The 19168-nt window shown below is 45.1% G+C and carries 17 protein-coding genes; 12 read left to right on the top strand and 5 right to left on the bottom strand.

All coding sequences use genetic code 11. The features are described from left to right. Positions 1-102: 102 nt before the first annotated feature. The 7 genes from rlmB (at position 103) to cysQ (ending at position 4133) form a co-directional block, all read left to right on the top strand. Entirely contained in the window at positions 103-840 is a 738-nt protein-coding gene (rlmB, locus tag ABLA76_RS10195) for a 23S rRNA (guanosine(2251)-2'-O)-methyltransferase RlmB (RefSeq protein ID WP_348987838.1), read from the top strand. A 132-nt stretch (positions 841-972) separates the two neighbouring features. After that, positions 973-1371 (top strand): 30S ribosomal protein S6, encoded by a 399-nt coding sequence (gene rpsF / locus ABLA76_RS10200; RefSeq protein WP_047766274.1) that lies wholly within the window; start codon positions 973-975, stop codon positions 1369-1371. A gap of 5 nt (positions 1372-1376) precedes the next feature. Further along, entirely contained in the window at positions 1377-1694 is a 318-nt protein-coding gene (gene priB / locus ABLA76_RS10205; RefSeq protein WP_047766273.1) for a primosomal replication protein N, read from the top strand. Positions 1695-1698: 4 nt separating this feature from the next. After that, the gene (gene rpsR / locus ABLA76_RS10210; protein WP_000135199.1) at positions 1699-1926 is read left to right on the top strand and encodes a 30S ribosomal protein S18; all 228 of its coding nucleotides are present in this window, start codon (positions 1699-1701) and stop codon (positions 1924-1926) included. 38 nt (positions 1927-1964) lie between these two features. Continuing rightward, on the top strand, positions 1965-2417 hold the full coding sequence (rplI, locus tag ABLA76_RS10215; RefSeq protein WP_047766272.1) for a 50S ribosomal protein L9: 453 nt from the start codon (positions 1965-1967) through the stop codon (positions 2415-2417). A gap of 212 nt (positions 2418-2629) precedes the next feature. Then, positions 2630-3250, top strand: a complete 621-nt coding sequence (locus ABLA76_RS10220) for a peptidylprolyl isomerase (RefSeq protein ID WP_348987839.1) — start codon at positions 2630-2632, stop codon at positions 3248-3250. Between the two features lie 139 nt (positions 3251-3389). Further along, on the top strand, positions 3390-4133 hold the full coding sequence (cysQ, locus tag ABLA76_RS10225) for a 3'(2'),5'-bisphosphate nucleotidase CysQ (RefSeq protein ID WP_348987845.1): 744 nt from the start codon (positions 3390-3392) through the stop codon (positions 4131-4133). A 74-nt stretch (positions 4134-4207) separates the two neighbouring features. Here cysQ and ABLA76_RS10230 read toward each other — a convergent pair whose 3' ends face one another. Further along, entirely contained in the window at positions 4208-4765 is a 558-nt protein-coding gene (locus ABLA76_RS10230; RefSeq protein WP_348987846.1) for a YtfJ family protein, read from the bottom strand. A gap of 339 nt (positions 4766-5104) precedes the next feature. On the opposite strand from ABLA76_RS10230, the gene ABLA76_RS10235 reads away from it, so the two are divergent. Further along, positions 5105-5311 (top strand): DUF1107 domain-containing protein, encoded by a 207-nt coding sequence (locus tag ABLA76_RS10235; protein WP_047766268.1) that lies wholly within the window; start codon positions 5105-5107, stop codon positions 5309-5311. Between the two features lie 104 nt (positions 5312-5415). Here the strand turns inward: ABLA76_RS10235 and msrA are convergent, their stop codons facing one another. Next, the gene (gene msrA, locus ABLA76_RS10240; protein WP_047766267.1) at positions 5416-6063 is read right to left on the bottom strand and encodes a peptide-methionine (S)-S-oxide reductase MsrA; all 648 of its coding nucleotides are present in this window, start codon (positions 6061-6063) and stop codon (positions 5416-5418) included. Between the two features lie 138 nt (positions 6064-6201). Between msrA and ABLA76_RS10245 the strand changes: the two genes are divergently transcribed. Genes ABLA76_RS10245 through ABLA76_RS10255 form a run of 3 tightly spaced genes read left to right on the top strand, consistent with a single transcriptional unit; the run spans position 6202 to position 12076 of the window. Continuing rightward, the gene (locus ABLA76_RS10245; RefSeq protein ID WP_047766266.1) at positions 6202-7944 is read left to right on the top strand and encodes an autotransporter assembly complex family protein; all 1743 of its coding nucleotides are present in this window, start codon (positions 6202-6204) and stop codon (positions 7942-7944) included. Next, positions 7941-11726, top strand: a complete 3786-nt coding sequence (locus ABLA76_RS10250) for a translocation/assembly module TamB domain-containing protein (RefSeq protein ID WP_348987840.1) — start codon at positions 7941-7943, stop codon at positions 11724-11726. Before ABLA76_RS10245 ends, ABLA76_RS10250 begins: the two co-directional genes overlap by 4 nt. Before the next feature lie 2 nt (positions 11727-11728). Continuing rightward, on the top strand, positions 11729-12076 hold the full coding sequence (locus ABLA76_RS10255; RefSeq protein ID WP_047766264.1) for a gamma-glutamylcyclotransferase: 348 nt from the start codon (positions 11729-11731) through the stop codon (positions 12074-12076). A gap of 90 nt (positions 12077-12166) precedes the next feature. On the opposite strand, the gene ppa is transcribed toward ABLA76_RS10255, so the two are convergent. The 3 genes from ppa to fbp all read right to left on the bottom strand — a co-directional run bounded on the left by ppa (position 12167) and on the right by fbp (position 17592). Then, a complete protein-coding gene (gene ppa, locus ABLA76_RS10260; RefSeq protein ID WP_285808774.1) occupies positions 12167-12697 on the bottom strand; it encodes an inorganic diphosphatase in 531 nt (176 codons plus the stop codon). A gap of 168 nt (positions 12698-12865) precedes the next feature. Next, entirely contained in the window at positions 12866-16189 is a 3324-nt protein-coding gene (locus ABLA76_RS10265; RefSeq protein ID WP_348987841.1) for an inverse autotransporter beta domain-containing protein, read from the bottom strand. 398 nt (positions 16190-16587) lie between these two features. Continuing rightward, entirely contained in the window at positions 16588-17592 is a 1005-nt protein-coding gene (fbp, locus tag ABLA76_RS10270; RefSeq protein WP_348987842.1) for a class 1 fructose-bisphosphatase, read from the bottom strand. A 184-nt stretch (positions 17593-17776) separates the two neighbouring features. Here fbp and mpl point away from each other — a divergent pair, with 184 nt between their 5' ends. Further along, complete coding sequence (gene mpl, locus ABLA76_RS10275) at positions 17777-19147, top strand: UDP-N-acetylmuramate:L-alanyl-gamma-D-glutamyl-meso-diaminopimelate ligase (RefSeq protein WP_348987843.1); 1371 nt, start codon at positions 17777-17779, stop codon at positions 19145-19147. Positions 19148-19168: the final 21 nt, after the last annotated feature.

Genomic DNA, 19168 nt, shown 5'->3' on the forward strand with positions numbered 1-19168 from the left:
GAGCCGGTAAAAATTAATCCGTACAATCATCAAACAGGGCGGCTTCTGCCGCCCACTATTTTCGGTATCTTAAAGATATTAGTGAGTCAGGTATCAGTCGTCATGAGTGAAATTATCTACGGTATCCATGCCGTTAAAGCCTTGTTGGAGCGCGATCCACAACGTTTCATGGAAGTTTATGTGTTGAAAGGGCGTGAAGATCGCCGTTTAACCCCATTATTGCAGGAGTTGGAAAGTACCGGTATCGCAGTACAAATTGCCAACCGCCAATGGTTGGATGCCCAAACAGAAGGGGCCGTCCATCAAGGGATCATTGCTCGAGTCAAGCCAGGACGTCAGTATCAGGAAAATGATCTGCCGGATTTGTTATCTCGGCGGGAGCGCCCGTTTCTGCTGGTACTGGATGGTGTCACTGATCCCCATAACCTGGGTGCTTGCTTGCGTACCGCAGATGCGGCGGGGGTTGATGCCGTTATTGTTCCCCGTGATCGTTCTGCACAATTGAATGCTACCGCCAAAAAAGTGGCCTGTGGTGCGGCAGAAAGTGTACCGCTGATCCGTGTGACTAACCTTGCCCGAACCCTGCGTTTACTGCAAGAACACAATGTTTGGATTGTCGGAACGGCGGGTGAAGCCACGCATGATTTATACGAAAGCAAGTTGACGGGACCGATGGCGCTGGTGATGGGCGCGGAAGGTGAGGGAATGCGTCGATTGACGCGCGAACATTGTGACGAATTGATCAGTATTCCCATGGCGGGTTCAGTCTCTTCTTTGAATGTATCGGTTGCAACAGGGGTATGCTTGTTTGAAATTGTGCGCCAGAGAAGTGCCCGGTAATTCTTTATTGAGTTTTTTGTATTGTACGGGTATAGTGACGCGTCGATTTTTCAGCCGTACTAAACACGTTCCTTGCCTCCATGGGCCACGGCTGACCCTGACAGGAGGCTGAATAATCCGTAAGGAGCAATAATGCGTCATTACGAAATCGTTTTTATGGTTCACCCTGACCAAAGCGAACAGGTTCCGGGCATGATCGAGCGTTACAGTGCGACTATCACTAACGCGCAAGGTCAGATTCACCGTCTGGAAGACTGGGGTCGTCGTCAACTGGCTTACCCAATCAACAAACTGCACAAGGCTCACTACGTTCTGATGAACGTTGAAGCGCCACAAGAAGCGATTGATGAGCTGGAAACTAACTTCCGCTTCAACGACGCCGTTATCCGCAGCATGGTTATGCGCGTTAAGCACGCAGTAACTGAAGCATCACCAATGGTTAAGGCTAAAGACGAACGTCGCGGCCGTGATCTGGTCTTGGAAGAAGACTTGGTTGATGATGCTGATGAAGCTGGGGATTCTGAAGAGTAATTACCGTGACAACCAATCGTTTGGTGCTCACAGGCACAGTGTGCAAGGCACCGATACGAAAAGTCAGTCCATCTGGTATTCCACATTGTCAGTTTGTGCTTGAACATCGTTCACAGCAACAGGAAGCCGGATTCAGCAGGCAATCATGGTGCAGAATGCCCGTTATTGCCAGCGGACAGTTGTTACAGGAATATACTCGCAGTATAACGGTCGGCAGTCGAATAACTGTTTCAGGATTCATTAATGCCCACTATGGGCGCAATGGTCTTAGCAAACTGGTTCTACATGCCGAGCAGATTGAATTGATAGATTCTGGAGACTAGCCAAATGGCACGTTATTTCCGTCGTCGCAAGTTCTGCCGCTTCACCGCGGAAGGCGTACAAGAGATCGATTATAAAGATATTGCTACGCTGAAAAACTACATTACCGAAAGCGGTAAAATTGTACCAAGCCGTATTACTGGCACTCGTGCAAAATACCAGCGTCAGCTCGCTCGTGCTATCAAGCGTGCGCGCTATCTGTCTCTGTTGCCTTACACTGATCGTCATCAGTAATAGGCTCAGTCCATTAACGACTCTGAGAGGATAAGGTAATGCAAATTATTCTGCTTGATAAAGTAGCGAACCTGGGTAGCCTGGGTGACCAAGTTAACGTTAAAGCGGGTTATGCCCGTAACTTCTTAGTCCCACAGGGCAAAGCTGTTCCTGCCACTAAGAAAAACATCGAATTCTTCGAAGCTCGTCGTGCTGAACTGGAAGCTAAACTGGCTGACGTTCTGGCAGCAGCGCAAGCTCGTGCAGATAAAATCAACGCACTGGGTTCTGTCACTATCGCTTCTAAAGCGGGTGACGAAGGTAAACTGTTCGGTTCTATCGGTACTCGTGATATTGCTGATGCAGTGACTGCGGCTGGCGTTGAAGTATCTAAGAGCGAAGTTCGCCTGTCTAACGGCGTTCTGCGTACTGTTGGTGAACACGAAGTTCACTTCCAGGTACACAGCGATGTATTCGCACAATTGAACGTTAACATTGTTCCAGAAGCTTAATCGTTGATTAACTGAAGAACATGTGACAAAAAACGCCGGCAATGCCGGCGTTTTTTGTTTTGTGCCGAAAAAACTGCCCTAAATATCAGGCTCAGCAGTAGTTATACGCCAATAATTGGTGTTTACATTATTATTACCCACCTTCACGCGTTTACCCATCCGGACGGTGCTGTTATGCTTGAGTTTTCACTCATTTAATAACAGGTACTTTCATGACAAAACCTTCTTTTGAGTCTATTGAAGCGCGGGCAAGTTACGGTATTGGTTTGCAGGTTGGGCAGCAGTTACAGGAATCGGGTTTACAAGGGTTAGAACCCGCAGCCCTGTTGGCAGGACTGTGTGATGCGCTGGAAAGCCGTTCCCCTGCTATTCCTGTAGAAGAGCTGCATCGTGCGCTACGTGAAATTCATGAACGTGCTGATAGTGTTCGTCGTGAACGTCAGCAGGCGATGGCAGAAGAAGGCAAAAAATTTCTGGCAGACAATATTCAGCGTGAAGGCGTAAGCAGTACTGAGTCTGGCCTACAGTTTTCTGTCCTGACACAAGGTGAAGGCGCTATTCCTGCCCGTACTGACCGTGTTCGCGTTCACTATACCGGCCGCCTGATCGATGGCACTGTCTTTGATAGTTCAGTACAGCGCGGTACACCAGCTGAATTTCCTGTTAGTGGTGTGATTCCGGGTTGGATTGAAGCGTTGACCTTGATGCCAGTCGGTTCCAAATGGGAACTCTATATTCCGCACAATCTGGCTTATGGTGAGCGTGGGGCAGGTGCATCCATTCCACCTTATAGCACGCTGATTTTTGAAGTGGAATTATTGGAAATTCTGTAACTTATTGAATAGCCGGTTAACCGGCTATTTTTTAGATGTATTTGGGAATGATGAATAAAATATTCGCCATTCCGGTAAAAAATGCGTTAAAAATGGTGCTTCAAATGGTATAGCCAAACAACAAACGCAGAGGTGTATGATGCTACAACAGATCTGCCAATTGGCACGGGAAGCAGGCGCGGCGATCATGGAGGTCTATCAGGCTGAGAAACCGTTGCAAGTAAAGCATAAAATGGATGATTCACCTGTTACTGCTGCGGATATTGCCGCTCATAAGATCATTAAAGCGGGATTGTTGCGCATTGCACCTGATATCCCGTTGTTATCAGAAGAAGATCCACCTGCATGGGAAGAGCGGAAAAATTGGCAGCGTTATTGGCTGGTTGATCCATTGGATGGCACGAAAGAATTTATTCGCCGCAATGGTGAATTTACCGTCAATATCGCATTGGTAGAAAATGGTGTACCTGTGATGGGGGTTGTCTATGTCCCGGTACAGAATGTCTTATATTTAGGGCAAGGGCGCCAGGCATGGAAAGAGACCAATGGTCAGATGCTTCCTATTAAAATTATGCAGGCGAAGCCTCCCGTTGTGGTAGTCAGCCGTTCTCACAAGGACGATGAGGAATTGCAAGACTATCTTTCCCAGCTAGGGATACACAATACACTTGAGGTAGGATCTTCACTTAAATTTTGTATGGTTGCCGAGGGAAAAGCCCAACTTTATCCACGCTTTGGGCCGACTAATATCTGGGATACGGGTGCCGGCCATGCCATTGCTATTGCTGCTGGGGCACATGTGACGGACTGGGAAGGGAAAACCCTCAATTACACGCCGCGTGAATCTTTCCTGAACCCAGGGTTCAGAGTCAGCGTTTTTTAATACGAAAGCGATAATGTGAAGGTGATAATGGCTCACAATGGGAGAACCATTATCACTGTACGGTATTGAATAGGCTATTTTTCCAATTCTTCTTTAATTAGGCTGATAACGTGTGTAATGTCTTCGTCACTTAATTTGCCATCTTTGACGAATTTCACCTTACCGTTTTTATCCAGCACAATGATTGCCGAACTTTTGGGTTCCAGTCCCCAGGCCTTTTTAACCAGCCCGTTACTATCGACAATGAATTGTGACCACGGGAACTGTTTTTTGCTGTCTTCAATACTATTGCGAACAAAAATACCAGTACCAAAAATAGCATCATCGGTATTCACGATGCTGGTGGTTTGATATTTATCCTTGGGTAAATCAGCATCCTTCAATGCTTGAATCAAGGGATCATTCATCTCTTTTGCGGAACTACGACCGGCAATATGTTGGATAGTCCTGACTTTTCCCAGAAGTTCGGTACTGCTCCAATTTTGGTAGTTGAACTTACCCTCGTTTAGCAACAGCTCACCCTTATCTGTCACGCTGACAGCGGGAACAGGTTGTTCTAAGGTGATGTTATGAGCGAACGCAAATATTGACGTTATACTCAATATTGCAGATAACCCGATCTTTATTAACATATTGTTTTTTAACATATTTATTCCTTATTTGTCATGGCGAGGCATGTTATCAGGGAATGACATATTCAGCATAGCGCTTGTTAACTGGTCTGTCCTCAATAAAATAAACAATTTGATAACATTTGGAATAATGTATAAGTAAATAAGAGAGCGATGCAATATAATGCTCATTAATATCATTATATTATATCAAAATAGTGATTGAATCTTAATATTGAGGGGAACAAATTTCCATATATGTAGTCTATACAGTTGGCATAACAACGATGTATTTATGGAGTCACTAGATGCGATGCCGTAGCAATAGTACCGTAAGAAGCATGGGAGGAAAAAACAGAGATGAAAATTTTTCGCCATTATAACTCAATGAAAATTGCTCTCTACGTAAAAACCCTATTTCGTGGGCGGTTATACATTAAGGACATGGGCGCGTTTGAATTCAATTATGGAAAGATTTTACCCCCGAAAATCAAAGATAAACGCCATTTCCATGTGATGAGTGAAGTTAATCAGCAAGTATTACGTTTACAGACTGAAATGGGGTGATTGTTTGTCATTGCTCATCGGTTAATAGTAATGTAATAAAATCAATGCGATATATAAAATGAGTATAATAAACGGCCTTGCGGCCGTTTTTTGATGGTATTCAGCTAGTTTCTGAGTGTGGGCGGGAAGCAGATCCCCGTCCCCCCTAAGCCACAATACCCTTCGGGGTTTTTGTGGAGGTATTGCTGGTGATAATCCTCGGCAAAATAGAATGGCCCTGCTGCACGAATTTCCGTCGTGATGGTGCGTTGATCATTATTTTGCGTCAGCGCTTGCTGGTATTGTTCTCGGCTGGCAATGGCCTGTTCATACTGTTGTGGTGAAATCGGGTACAGAACGGAACGGTATTGAGTACCAATATCACCATGTTGACGCATACCCTGGGCAGGATCGTGATTTTCCCAGAACAGGGTGAGTAATTGAGAATAGGTAATTTGGGTTGGATCAAAGACGATCCTGACTACTTCTGCATGACCCGTCAAGCCAGTACACACTTCTTCATAAGTTGGGTTTGGGGTAGTGCCGCCGCTGTAACCTGCGGAAGTCGTATAAACGCCGTTCTGTTGCCAGAAAAGACGCTCTACGCCCCAGAAACATCCCATGCCTACATAGGCGATTTCCATCTTTTCAGGAATGTTCTCTATCGCATGCTGTGTAATGTCATGGTAGGGTGATACGGTTAATGGAGTGGTTCTACCCGGTATGGCATCTGGTGCAGAAACATGTTGTTTTTCATTGGTTGAATTTGGCAAGATTCTCTCCTCTATATCCACAAGTTTTATGATTATATGTTGCTTGTATATTGTTAAAACTTTACCAGAATTAATTCATTGCGGCATTTTTATGTTGTTGAATTTTATTCAACAGATAGATAAATATTAGGAGTTCGAGTGTCACGATATCCCCTCATATTTGCGCTTTTTTTCTCTATCGTCACGCCATCAGCTTATAGTGCAAATTTACGATTGAAACTGGAGGGGCTTTCTGGCGAATTAGAAAAAAATGCCAGAGTGCAACTTTCAAATATCAGTACCGATGAAGTTGCTCCTGATGGCCGTTTTCGTGCCCGTGTGGAGAAAGCGATACGACAAGGGCTTCGTCCATTGGGATATTATGCTCCCACTGTCGAGTTTACCTATCAAGAGAATATTCCTCCTGCCCGTCCTGTTTTAACTGCAAAGGTGACACTGGGTGAACCTGTAAGGGTCGCTAAAGTGAATGTTGCTTTGGAAGGCGGCGCTAAAACAGATAAAGATTATGCCGCCCTGATCAAAAAAAATAGGCCAAAAGAAGGGACAATACTCAACCACGGTGAATATGAAGATTTTAAAAGTTCATTGACGAATCTGGCAGTTAAGAAAGGCTATTTTGATGCCTTAATGAAAAGAAGTGAGTTGGGGGTAGCAAAAGATCTGCACGAATCTATTTGGGATTTTGATTTCGATAGCGGCCAACGCTATCGTTTTGGTCCAGTGGCATTTCACGGCTCGCAAATTCGTGAAACTTACCTGGATAACCTTATTCCTTTCAAATCAGGCGAATATTATACTTCAGAACAATTAGCCGAATTTAACCGTCGTCTGGTCGATACCGGATGGTTCAATTCTGCGGTTGTTGTGCCCGATTTTAAAACAGGGCGTGAGAGTAAAGATAAGGTATTGCCATTAAATGCGTCCTTAGTGCCTCGTTCTGCCAATTATGTTGAATTGGGGGGCGGTTATGGAACGGATGTCGGGCCTCGTGTTCAGGCTAAATGGAAAAAACCGTGGCTTAATCCGCGTGGACACAGTTTGAGTACCAGCCTTAACCTTTCTGCACGCGATCAAATCATTGACGCATCCTACAAAATGCCGCTTAAAGTCAACCCACTGGAAGAATATTATCAGTTACAAACGGGTTATCGACGTAAAGATATTAACGATACTATTTCGGATACGGCAACGTTGAATCTTTCCCGTAATTGGGATCGTTTTACGGGTTGGCAGTACAGCGTTAATCTGCGCTGGAGCCTGAGCCACTTTACCCAGGCTAAAGTCACCAATACTACCATGCTGCTTTATCCGGGATTCAGTCTCAGTCGCATTCGCCAGCGTGGCGGCACGATGCCTTATTGGGGGGATAGCCAGCGTTATTCGATTGATATTTCTGATACAACCTGGCAGTCCAATGTCGATTTTTTGGTGTTACAGGCACACCACGTCTGGATAAGAACTTATCGGGAGAATCACCGTTTTGTGGTACGGGCAGATTTGGGCTGGATAGAGACGAATGAATTCGACAAAGTACCACCGGATCTGCGCTTCTTTGCTGGGGGGGATCGCAGTATTCGGGGTTATGAGTACCAGAAAATCTCACCAAAAGACAGTGCAGGGAAATTAGTCGGGGCATCAAAATTGGCGGTTGGCTCGCTGGAGTATCAATACAATATTTATGGTAATTGGTGGAGTGCATTGTTTGTCGATTCCGGTGAAGCGCTGGATGACATCAGAAAGAATAATTTTAAAACCGGTGCGGGAATAGGCGTGCGCTGGGCATCACCGATTGGACCGATAAAATTTGATTTGGCAACGCCAATCGGAGATCCAGATAGTCATAATGTGGAATTTTATATTGGTTTAGGGGCCGAACTATGAAGTGGGCAAAAAGGGTGAGTATTGCTTTCCTGCTGATTGTTAGCCTGTTATTGGTGGCAGTTGCCGGGCTGGTTGGCACGCAAACGGGTTTGCATTTTGTGATCAACAGTGCAGCACGTTGGGTTCCCGGATTGGATATTGCGGGAGTCAGCGGAACCTGGCGCAATTTAACGTTAAAAGGCGTCAAATATCAGATGCCGGGGGTTAACGTTAATGCGGATAATTTGCACCTCTCTATCCGGCTCTCCTGCCTGAAACATAGCCAGGTGTGTGTCAATGCCTTGACTACTGAAGGTGTCACTGTTTCGGTGAATACCGCTGAACTTCCTCCATCGGCACCTGCGACTGAATCGGCACCATTGACTGAATTGCAAACACCGTATCCTGTCTCACTGGATTTGCTTTCCTTGAAAAATATTCATGTGCAGGTAGATGGGATCGCCATTGCATTGGGTGAGTTTAAAACGGCAGCTCAGTGGCAGGAAAAACGGCTGATATTAAAACCGACGGAAATTAATAACTTGCTGGTGACATTGCCAAAAAGCGCACCTGAAAAAACCGCTATAGCACAAAAAACTGAGCCGCAAGCTGAACCGGAAAAATCTTTGGGTGAAACGTTGAAAGCGCTGTTTGCCCAACCCCTGTTAGCGGAGTTGCCCGATATTCCCATTCCGCTTGATATTACGTTGGAAGGCATCCACGGCAGTCAGCTTCATTTAACCGGTGCTACCGATATCAAGATTAACGATTTGCGGCTACAGGCCAGTAATCAGGGGCAGGCAGTCGAGATAAAAACGTTAAGCGCACAAGCACCGGAAGGCTCACTGGCGATACAGGGGACGGCAAAACTGGCTGAACAATGGCCAGTGAATCTGGTGGTTAAGGGTCAGGTCGATAATTTAAAACATATCAATCTGGATGATTTAACAGGGCAACAGATTGATTTGACGCTAAAAGGTGCGTTATTACAGCAGCTTGATCTCGCATTGCATCTTTCCGGCCCTGTTGCCGCCAGTTTGACCGCCCAGACTGAATTGGCAAAAGCCGGCTTACCTGTACGTCTGACAGTGAAAAGCCCGCAACTGCAATGGCCGCTGCAAGGCAAGCCAGAATATCAGCTTGATGGCGTCAAGTTGCGCCTGAATGGTCAAGCCAGTCACTACGATCTTTCTCTCCGTTCGGATATTAAGGGCCATGATCTTCCGCCGGCATCGTTAATATTGGATGCAAAAGGCAATGAAGAATTACTGAAGTTAACGCGCCTGCGTTTAGCGGCTTTGCAAGGTAAAGCCGATATGGTCGGCGTGATTGATTGGAGTAAAGCCATTAGCTGGAATGCCAAACTCATTTTGGAGGGTATTAATACGGCCAAACAGTGGCCGGAATGGCCCGCCAGGCTAGACGGTAACCTGGCCGTGCGTGGCAGCCTGTATGGCGGAAGCTGGCAGCTCCGGATCCCTGAAATTGTCCTTGATGGTCATGTGAAGGAGAATGCCATCAAAGCCCGTGGCAAGGCATCGGGTAATGCAGCAGGCCAGTGGGATATTCCCCAACTCGATCTTGCGGTTGGGCGTAATACGCTGAATATACAGGGGCAGCTTACGGATCAGGCGTGGAAACTGGATGGTGAAATTAATGCACCGCAATTAACGGGCTTACTGCCGGGTCTGGCTGGCTTTATTACGGGTGAAGTTAAACTGCGCGGCAATATGCAAGCCCCCCAAATCATGGCGGATTTGAATGCACGTGGGTTGCGTTGGCAGAATGAGTTAAGGGTGGATAGCGCCACGATCAAAGGTAATGTACGTTCGGCTGAACAGCTCCAGGGGCAGTTATCGGTTGTTGTGCGGCAATTGCAGCAGGCGGATTTAACCATCAAGAACCTGACGCTCAACGCGCAAGGCACAGAAAGGAAGCATGATTTACAACTGAAAATCGAAGGAACGCCGGTATCAGGCCAATTGGCACTTCATGGCAGCTTTGATCGTCAAAAGGAACACTGGCAAGGCAGTATCAACCATACTGATTTTAATACGCCTGTCGGTGAATGGCGTTTAAGCAAAGCGATAGCCATTGATTACTTCAACTTGCAACAAAAGGCCATCGTGGGCACTCACTGTTGGCTTAACCCCAATGCACAACTTTGTATTGCAAAACCCATTGAGGCGGGAAGGCGCGGTCATGCTCAAGTGGCACTTGAACGCTTTGATCTGGCTATGATCCGACCATTCCTTGATAAAAGCACCCAACTTAAGGGCGTATTCAATGGTAATGCTGAGATCAGATGGACAGCAGAGCAGGGGTTGCCCCAGGTAAAAGTGGCTCTTCAAGGGAATGGGGTACAAATTCACCAGGTTGTGGAAGGTAATACATTACCGGTTAATATTGACACACTCACCTTGAATGCAGGGCTGGCAGATGGCAAAGCTAATTTGGCATGGTTATTCAAATTGGCGGGCAACGGGCAGTTAAAAGGCGATGTGCAGGTCGCTGATTTAGAAGGCAGCCGAAAATTAGCGGGCAATGTCGATATTCAGGCACTTTCCTTAGGATTGGTTAAACCGATTTTGGGTAAAGGCGAAAAAGCGGAAGGGGAATTAAGTGCGAATTTACGTATTGGTGGTAATGCCAAAAATCCGCTGCTATTTGGTCAACTTAACGCGGACGCCCTGCAAATGAGCAGTCATTGGCTGCCATTCGATATCACCCAAGGCCAGTTAGCCGTTCATTTTGCCGGTGCCAGCTCTGATATGCATGGCATGATTAGAACGCCCAAGGGGCAACTAAACCTGGATGGTTACGCTGATTGGCGCAACGTGAATGCCTGGTATGCCAGAGTGACAGCTAATGGTGACCAGTTACGTATCACGGTTCCGCCGATGGTGAAGGTGGATGTCAGTCCACATTTGGTGCTGGAGGCAAAACCAAACCTGTTGAAACTCGATGGTAATGTGGATATCCCATGGGCACGAATTACGGTTCAGGAGTTACCGGAATCAGCGGTAGGTGTTTCTGCTGATGAAGTGATGCTGAATAATCACCTCCAGCCAATTGAGAAGAAAAAATCACCAATTTTGATACAAAGTAACTTAAATGTTCATATTGGTAATGATGTACGCCTGAGTGCATTTGGTTTGAAGGCGCAGCTTAAAGGCGATCTGAAAGTCCTTCAGGATCAGCAGGGATTAGGCTTGAATGGCCAGATTGATATTCCGGAAGGGAATTTCCACGCTTATGGGCAAGATTTGCAAGTGCGTAAGGGTACTATTATGTTCTCCGGTCCGCCCGATCAGCCATTATTGAATATTGAAGCTATCCGTAATCCAGAGTCGACAGCCAACAAAGTCATCGCGGGTGTGCGTGTTACCGGATTAGCAGATAAACCGAAAGTAGACGTTTTTTCTGATCCGGTAAAATCTCAACAGGAAGCCTTGTCTTATTTGTTACGTGGTCAAGGGTTGGAAAAAGGGGATTCTGACAACTCACAAATGGCGGCTATGCTGATTGGATTAGGGATTGCTCAGAGTGGTCAATTAGTCGGTAAGATTGGGGAAACTTTTGGTGTCTCTGATTTGGCTCTGGATACTCAAGGGGTGGGTGATAAATCCCAGGTGGTTGTCAGTGGCAGAATTACCAACGACTTACAAGTGAAGTATGGTGTGGGTATTTTTGATTCTTTGGCAACATTGACATTACGTTATCGTGTTATGCCAAGATTGTATCTGGAGGCAGTATCTGGTATTGATCAGGCTTTAGATCTGCTCTATGAGTTTGAGTTTTAAAGATGCGAGTTATTGTTTATGGTAGCCTGAGGCGAAAACAAGGCAATCACCACTGGATGACGGACGCCCAATTGTTGGGAGAGCACCGATTAGCAGGTTATGAAATTTATGATCTGGGGCACTATCCGGCGGTTATCCGTGGCGAAGGAACAATCGAGTGTGAAATCTATCGTATTACGCCATCCATCCTGACAGAATTGGATGAGTTGAAAAAAAACGCTCAGGAGTACCAAAGAGAACTGATTGAAACACCGTATGGCAAGGCATGGATTTACCTTTATCAATTGTCTGTTGAGGGATTGTGTAGGATAAACTGCGGTGACTGGCTGAAACGCTACGAAGAAGAGTAACATTAGAAAACCGAACGACAAACCAAAAACCGCTGTTCCTGATTGGGGCAGCGGTTTTTGGCAATGAAAACCTGTTATTTCCTGTCAGGATTATTTTTTAGCGGCGCGTTCGAAAGAAGACAGGATTTCAGCCTTGGCAGCTTCAACATTATCCCAGCCCTCAACTTTAACCCACTTGCCTTTTTCCAGATCCTTGTAGTGTTCGAAGAAGTGAGTGATTTGGGCACGCAGCAGCTCCGGCAGATCGTTCACATCTTTGATGTGATCATATTCTTTGCTCAGTTTGGTATGAGGAACAGCCACCAGTTTTGCATCTTCACCGGATTCGTCAGTCATTTTCAGGACACCAACCGGACGACAGCGGATAACAGAACCTGGCTGCAATGGGTAGGGTGTCGGCACCAATACGTCAACCGGGTCACCATCAAGAGACAGGGTATTGTTGATATAACCGTAGTTACATGGGTAGAACATCGCACTTGACATGAAACGGTCTACAAACAGGGCACCAGACTCTTTGTCTACTTCATATTTGATGGGATCTGCATTTGCGGGGATCTCAATGATGACATAAATATCTTCAGGTAGCTCTTTGCCAGCCGGTACATTATTCAGGCTCATAAAACGGTTTCCTTCAATTTTAAACCAAAATGGAGTGCGGGGTATTATAGCCAAAACAGGCCAGAATTCCTCGGATTTTTCGGTTGTTGGCGATGGCTGAAAAGCAGAATAAAAAAAGCACAGACTCAACCCTGATTGAGCCTGTGCTTATTTTATATTAATGGTAGTTTAATTTGGGGAAACTTCCCCGTAACTACCAACGCGTATTATGCAAAGAAGTAACGACGGCTTGTTGAGAGGATATATAGTTGCCGGTTCGATTATCCTTTTAAGGTAGTCATAGGCATAAATAGTTTCATCTGATGGCGTATACGTCTTCAATATATTAACTCCTGTTGAGTTATTGAGAAGAGCTTTCAATCCGAAATAAGGGAAATTCTCTTTGTCATATTCATAACTAATTGAAGTCGGAGTAGTTGTTTGCGGAGTTGCTCCCATATCAGTCAGAGTCGGTGTGACAGCTTGCTGGTTATTGAGACCAGAATTGTTATTTCCATTCAGATAACTACATTCAGGGTAGTTGCCTAAGGGAACAGTATTCGAATTTGGAGCCGCAGGATCCGGATGCTCAGGGATCAATATGTATCTCCGTGGGTTGAAAGTATAGTAATAACTAGACTTTATTCCAGTATCCGAAACTGTTTTGGTTAGTGTCACTGTTACCGGCCATTGCTCAATAGAGAAGTTATCCAGGAGGAATGTGATATTCCCTGTATTTCTGTCTACTTTCACTAAATTAGGATTGGAAGATCTGATGTCTGATCCCGAGAACCCGGCAGAACCCCCATTTGGTCTGGAAATGTCTGTGCCATCAAACAAATTCGTTTTTCCATCCTGTGTCAGTTGAACGATGAGATCTTTATGTACGTTATAGGGCCTTCCCTGCTGAGAAATATATTTAGTTTTAGGTGAGTTTTCGGTTCCCATCAGAATTCCCACGGATATTGGAACAGTATCGAAATTTACCGGTTCGGATTGTATGCTATTAGCATCATCTTCATTGGGTGTATCCTGCAATAGTTTGAAATAAATACCATCCATACCGACGAGACTTGTCATATAGAGCGTCAAATAACCCTCAGCATCTGTGGTTGGATTCGCAGGGATCTCAAGCTTAACTTCGTCCGGAACATCAAGTAGATTAGAAATAACTGTCTTCTTCTCCGCTTTAATTTTACCAAGAGATTGATTCTTCAGAGGAAGCTTGCTTTCTGTATCGATGGCTCGCACTTTATAGGTATAGCGATCTTTTCCGTTGGCAATGAGTGGTTTCATCGGGGATTGCGATATTGCATCGAATGCGAACTTCAGGCTTTCTGGAGTGACAAAATCGAATGGCTCAGAGAAGCTTTGATGTTTTTCATTAATCAATACCCCAACCTTACCCCCTTTTACTCTCTGGGTACTGGTCACAATCGCCTTGATTTTACCCTCTTCATCAGAGGTGTTCTCATAGCCAGGTGCGGGCGTAACAGATAATCCCGGTAGGTCAGAAGGCGCTGTACTCCATTGTAAGTTCATCTCCATTTTTTTCTTGATTGGGTTGCCATCTAAATCGAATACTGTCGCAGTCACAATGACCGGCTTTTGTTCCGTTGCCTCATAAGGCGTTTTTTGGTCAAAGACAAAGTCCTTGGCCTGAATAGCATCACCAAGATGAGTGAGATTCAGCGGTTTGTCGCCTTTTATCTCCAGCTTGGGTTGAGCATCCATTGACAGATAAATCTTTGTCTTCGGATCAAGCGGCTGAGTACTGCTCAACGTTGCAGTTAACTGACCGTTATCATTGGTCGTTCCTGCTGAATCCCAGTTCAATATTGCATGTTTATTTTCTGGTTCCATGCTCCATTTTACGTTTGGTATTACCTGGTTTTTAATCGGTGGATTATTTTTATTACCATAGGTGATTGTTGCTGCCAGATCATAAGCGGGTTTGCCATTGGAAATAACAGGGCCCGCACCACTTGGCTTGATGCTTTGGTCTTTAATAGCAAAAGGTTCAACAACTACATCCATATGGGTTGTCATGGGCTTATTGCTACCCGTTATTTCAGAAATAGCAGACAGGGTATAGTTGTTTATCCCCTTGATAGAATATTTTGGCAGCTCCAGTTCAACAGACGAGCCATGGGGTGTGATAGCGCCTCCGTTTTTACGGAATTCTTCATTAGTCTGCCATGATATCTTTTTCAGGCGATGTTCAGCAGTAATGTTAGGGGTAATTTGAACATGCTGGGCACTGTATCCGCTTAACGTATTTGGCAGGGCGAGATTGAACTCCGGTTTTTTCTTGTAGTCCAACACGATATGATTGTTTCTTTCTACGAGTTCATAACGGCTTCCGGCCAGTGTACGTATAGCAGCAACACTACGCGGTGAAATCTGATCGCCAAAAGGGATCCCGAAACGATAATTCAGATTGGCCTGGAAGAGAGTTTCGCTGTGTCCACTGCTTCCGAACTTATAATCCACACCCATTGTCATCAGCGGAATAGGGGTATAATTCAGGCCAATTCGGGCAAGGTTAGGATTCTTTTGTTTGGTCTCCCGATTGAACAAGGCAACGTTATCGCCGAAGTACTGTTCATAACTCAGTTTACCTCCCAGGTTTGGATAAGCGGGTAAGAAAAATTCACCATTGATATCGTAGCCGTTAGCGGGTCGTTCTTCATAATCCAGCTCGTTGGGTGATATACGCCATTTACTCAAGCGCCAATAAGTGTTGGCAGACAATTTAACATAATCCGTCCAGATTTCGCCTCCAACACCCAGCCGTTGATGTTGTCCTGTGAAATCTTTGTCAAAGAAGGTATTTAAACCATACATCCATTTAGGCGTGAAATAACGTCCACCAAAGCCGAGGTTCAGGGTATTACGGCTGTCGTGACGGCGATAACCTAACTGTGAGAAAAATAGCCAATCTGCTTTGTTATCATAGAGAGGGACTAGCAGATCCAGAGAGCTGGCATCCAGTTTCCCTTTTTTATCGATGGAAAAATTAATCCTGCCGGTACCAAATCGGGTCAACCATTTTTGAGCTTCCGTGTTTATCGCACCATTGATTTTCCCCAACGCGTAGGATTTTACCTGCTCGGTTAATTGGGATGGGGAAGAGGATAAGATATTACCTACCTTATGGATGCTTTGTGTGATGGCACCCACTTTCTGATCAATAGCCTCTTGATTATCCCGTGCTTTATTAGCGTTATTTTCATTTACTGGTTTTTGTAAGAACCTCTTTCTTTCTGTTACTGTCACTTTATTGATGTGATTTTCATTTGTTGGTTTTTGTAAGAACCTCTTTCTTTCTGTTACTGTCACTTTATTGATGTGATTTTCATTTTCTGGTTTTTGTAAGAACTTTTTTCTCTCTGTTCTATTTTCTTGAACTTTTTCACCCGCTGAAAGCGCACTCGTAGGAGTAAAGGGTAAAAAAAGCGAATACATGAGAATAGAAAGCCGAAAAACTTTATGATTTATAAACGAGTCCATATATGAATTCCTCATAAAATATGGGCTGTCGCCAGCGCTTTAGCGTTACACCTTTGATGTTTAAAACTTCAGTTTTATTGGGTATAGCTATCTAATTAATATAAAAAAGATAATATTTCCCATACCTACATACATTAGGAAAAATTTTGTTGTTATGCGTAATGAAAAATTATTATCAGCAGATAACAAAAAGCTATCGCTTTATTTCCGCTGAAATTAGGTTTTATTTTTCATGCAAAAAGAGGTGTTTTTTCAGGAATGACGATGGCGTATCAAGAGGAATATATGATTATTGGTTGCAAGGTGAGCGTCATTGAAATAGGAAAAACTGAGGTTTGTAAAAAAATGGAATAAGAGGTGGAAACCCACCTCTTTAAATTATGGCTTAATCATACTGTTTATTGATCAGGAAATTCCGCCATAAAACTTTCGGCTTTTTCTACCATAGACTTGGTGCCGACAAAAAAAGGTACGCGCTGGTGCAGCTTATTTGGCACGATATCCAGAATACGGTTTGCGCCATCGCTGGCTTTACCACCGGCTTGTTCAGCCAGAAATGCGATTGGGTTGCATTCATAAAGTAAGCGGAGTTTGCCCGTTGGATGGCTTGCTGTACTTGGGTAGATATAGATCCCGCCTTTTAACAGATTGCGATGGAAATCAGCAACCAGAGAACCGATATAGCGGGTAGTGTATGGACGTTGGGTTGCTTCGTCTTGTTCCTGGCAATATTTGATGTATTTTTTCACACCCATTGGAAACTTGATGTAGTTCCCTTCATTGATAGAGTACATATTGCCCTTGTTCGGGAATTGGACTTTCTCATGGGTCAGACAAAATACCCCAAGGGAAGGATCATAAGTAAAAGTATGGACACCACAGCCTGTCGTGTAAACCAGCATAGTGGATGAGCCATAAACCACATAACCGGCTGCAATCTGACGATTCCCCGGTTGCAGGAAGTCTTCCTCGGTTACAGGCTGACCGATCGGGGTAACTCGATGGTAAATTGAGAAAATAGTCCCGACGGAAACGTTTACATCAATATTCGAAGAACCATCCAGTGGATCCATCAAAACAACATATTTTGCATTTTCTGCCCGGTTGCCATCAAAAATAACGATGTCGTCTTCCTCTTCGGAAGCAATGCCTGCGACTTCGCCGCGTGCTTTCAGTGCTGCCTTGAGTTTTTCATTGGCATATAAGTCCAGCTTCATCTGAACTTCACCCTGCACATTAGATACGCCACTTGAGCCTAAAATATCCACCAGACCGGCTTTATTGATATCCCGATGGATAATTTTGGCACCTAACTTGATGGCAGACAGCAGTGCAGTCAGTTCACCTGTAGCATGCGGAAAATCTTGCTGCTTTTCGACGATGAATTCGCCCAATGTTTTCATGACAAAGGCCTTGAATTTGGTTGTGGTTTTCGGAAGCGTGCTTCACTGATGTGTCGCACTTCTGTGCCGCACTTAGGCGCGGGCAGTTTAGCTAAAGAATCTGCTGATTCATAGGTTATTGCATTTTTAATCTCTGATTTGGTAGTTAGAATAGTGATACAGTTCATGAATCAGGTAGAAATAAATGCGTATTCATATTCTTGGCATTTGCGGTACTTTCATGGGTGGGTTGGCGATCCTCGCCCGCGCACAGGGGCATGAAGTGACTGGCTCTGATGCTAATGTTTATCCCCCAATGAGCACGTTGCTGGAAAAACAAGGCATTGAGTTGATCCGGGGCTACGATCCGGCCCAGCTCGATCCTGCTCCGGATGTGGTGATCATTGGTAATGCCATGACACGTGGCAATCCCTGCGTAGAAGCTGTGTTAGATCGTGGCATTCCTTATACTTCTGGTCCGCAGTGGTTGCATGATCATATATTGCCAGAGCGCTGGGTATTGGCAGTCGCGGGCACTCACGGTAAAACAACGACGGCGGGTATGGTGGCCTGGATATTGGAAGAGTGTGGCTATAAACCCGGGTTCCTTATCGGTGGTGTGCCAGGGAATTTTGACGTTTCAGCACACATTGGTGAAAGCCCATTTTTTGTGATTGAGGCGGATGAATATGACTGCGCTTTCTTTGACAAGCGTTCGAAATTTGTCCACTACAGCCCCCGTACATTGATCATGAATAATCTTGAGTTTGATCATGCCGACATTTTTGAAAATCTGGGCGCGATTCAAAAACAGTTCCACCATCTCGTCAGAGTTGTGCCGAGTACCGGCAAGATCATTGTTCCTGATAATGATATTAATTTGAAGCAAGTACTCTCAATGGGATGTTGGAGTGAATTGGAACAGATAGGGGAAAACGGTCATTGGCAGGCGAAGAAAGCCAGTCAGGATAGCAGTCACTATCAGGTATTCCATCAGGGGGAGCGGGTGGGGGAAGTGATGTGGTCATTAGTCGGTGAACACAATATGCATAATGGTTTGATCGCAATTGCGGCAGCCTATCATGTGGGAGTGCAACCTGCGGATGCCTGTCAGGCACTAGGCCAATTTATTAATGCCCGTCGTCGCCTTGAATTACTCGGCGATGTTAATGGCATCTCGGTGTATGATGATTTTGCCCATCATCCAACGGCTATCCTAGCCACACTGGAGGCGTTGAGAAGTAAAGTGGGCGGCATGGCTCGAATTCTTGCCGTGCTGGAACCGCGTTCGAATACCATGAAAATGGGCATGAGTAAAAATGATATTGCCCCTTCTTTGGGGCGCGCTGATGAAGTTTTTCTCTATCAACCCACCAATATTCCGTGGCAGGTTGTTGAAATTGCTGAACAGTGTATTCAACCCACTCGTTGGAGTGCTGATATTGATACTTTGGTGAAAATGATTGTAGAAACGGCACAGCCCGGTGACCATATTCTGGTGATGAGTAATGGTGGATTTGGCGGTATTCACGAAAAACTACTGGCTGCATTGACGCAAAAAACCAGCGCATCTTAGTTAACCCGAATTCTGCTTAAG

Source organism: Xenorhabdus sp. SGI240 (assembly GCF_040081915.1).
GTDB lineage: Bacteria > Pseudomonadota > Gammaproteobacteria > Enterobacterales > Enterobacteriaceae > Xenorhabdus > Xenorhabdus bakwenae.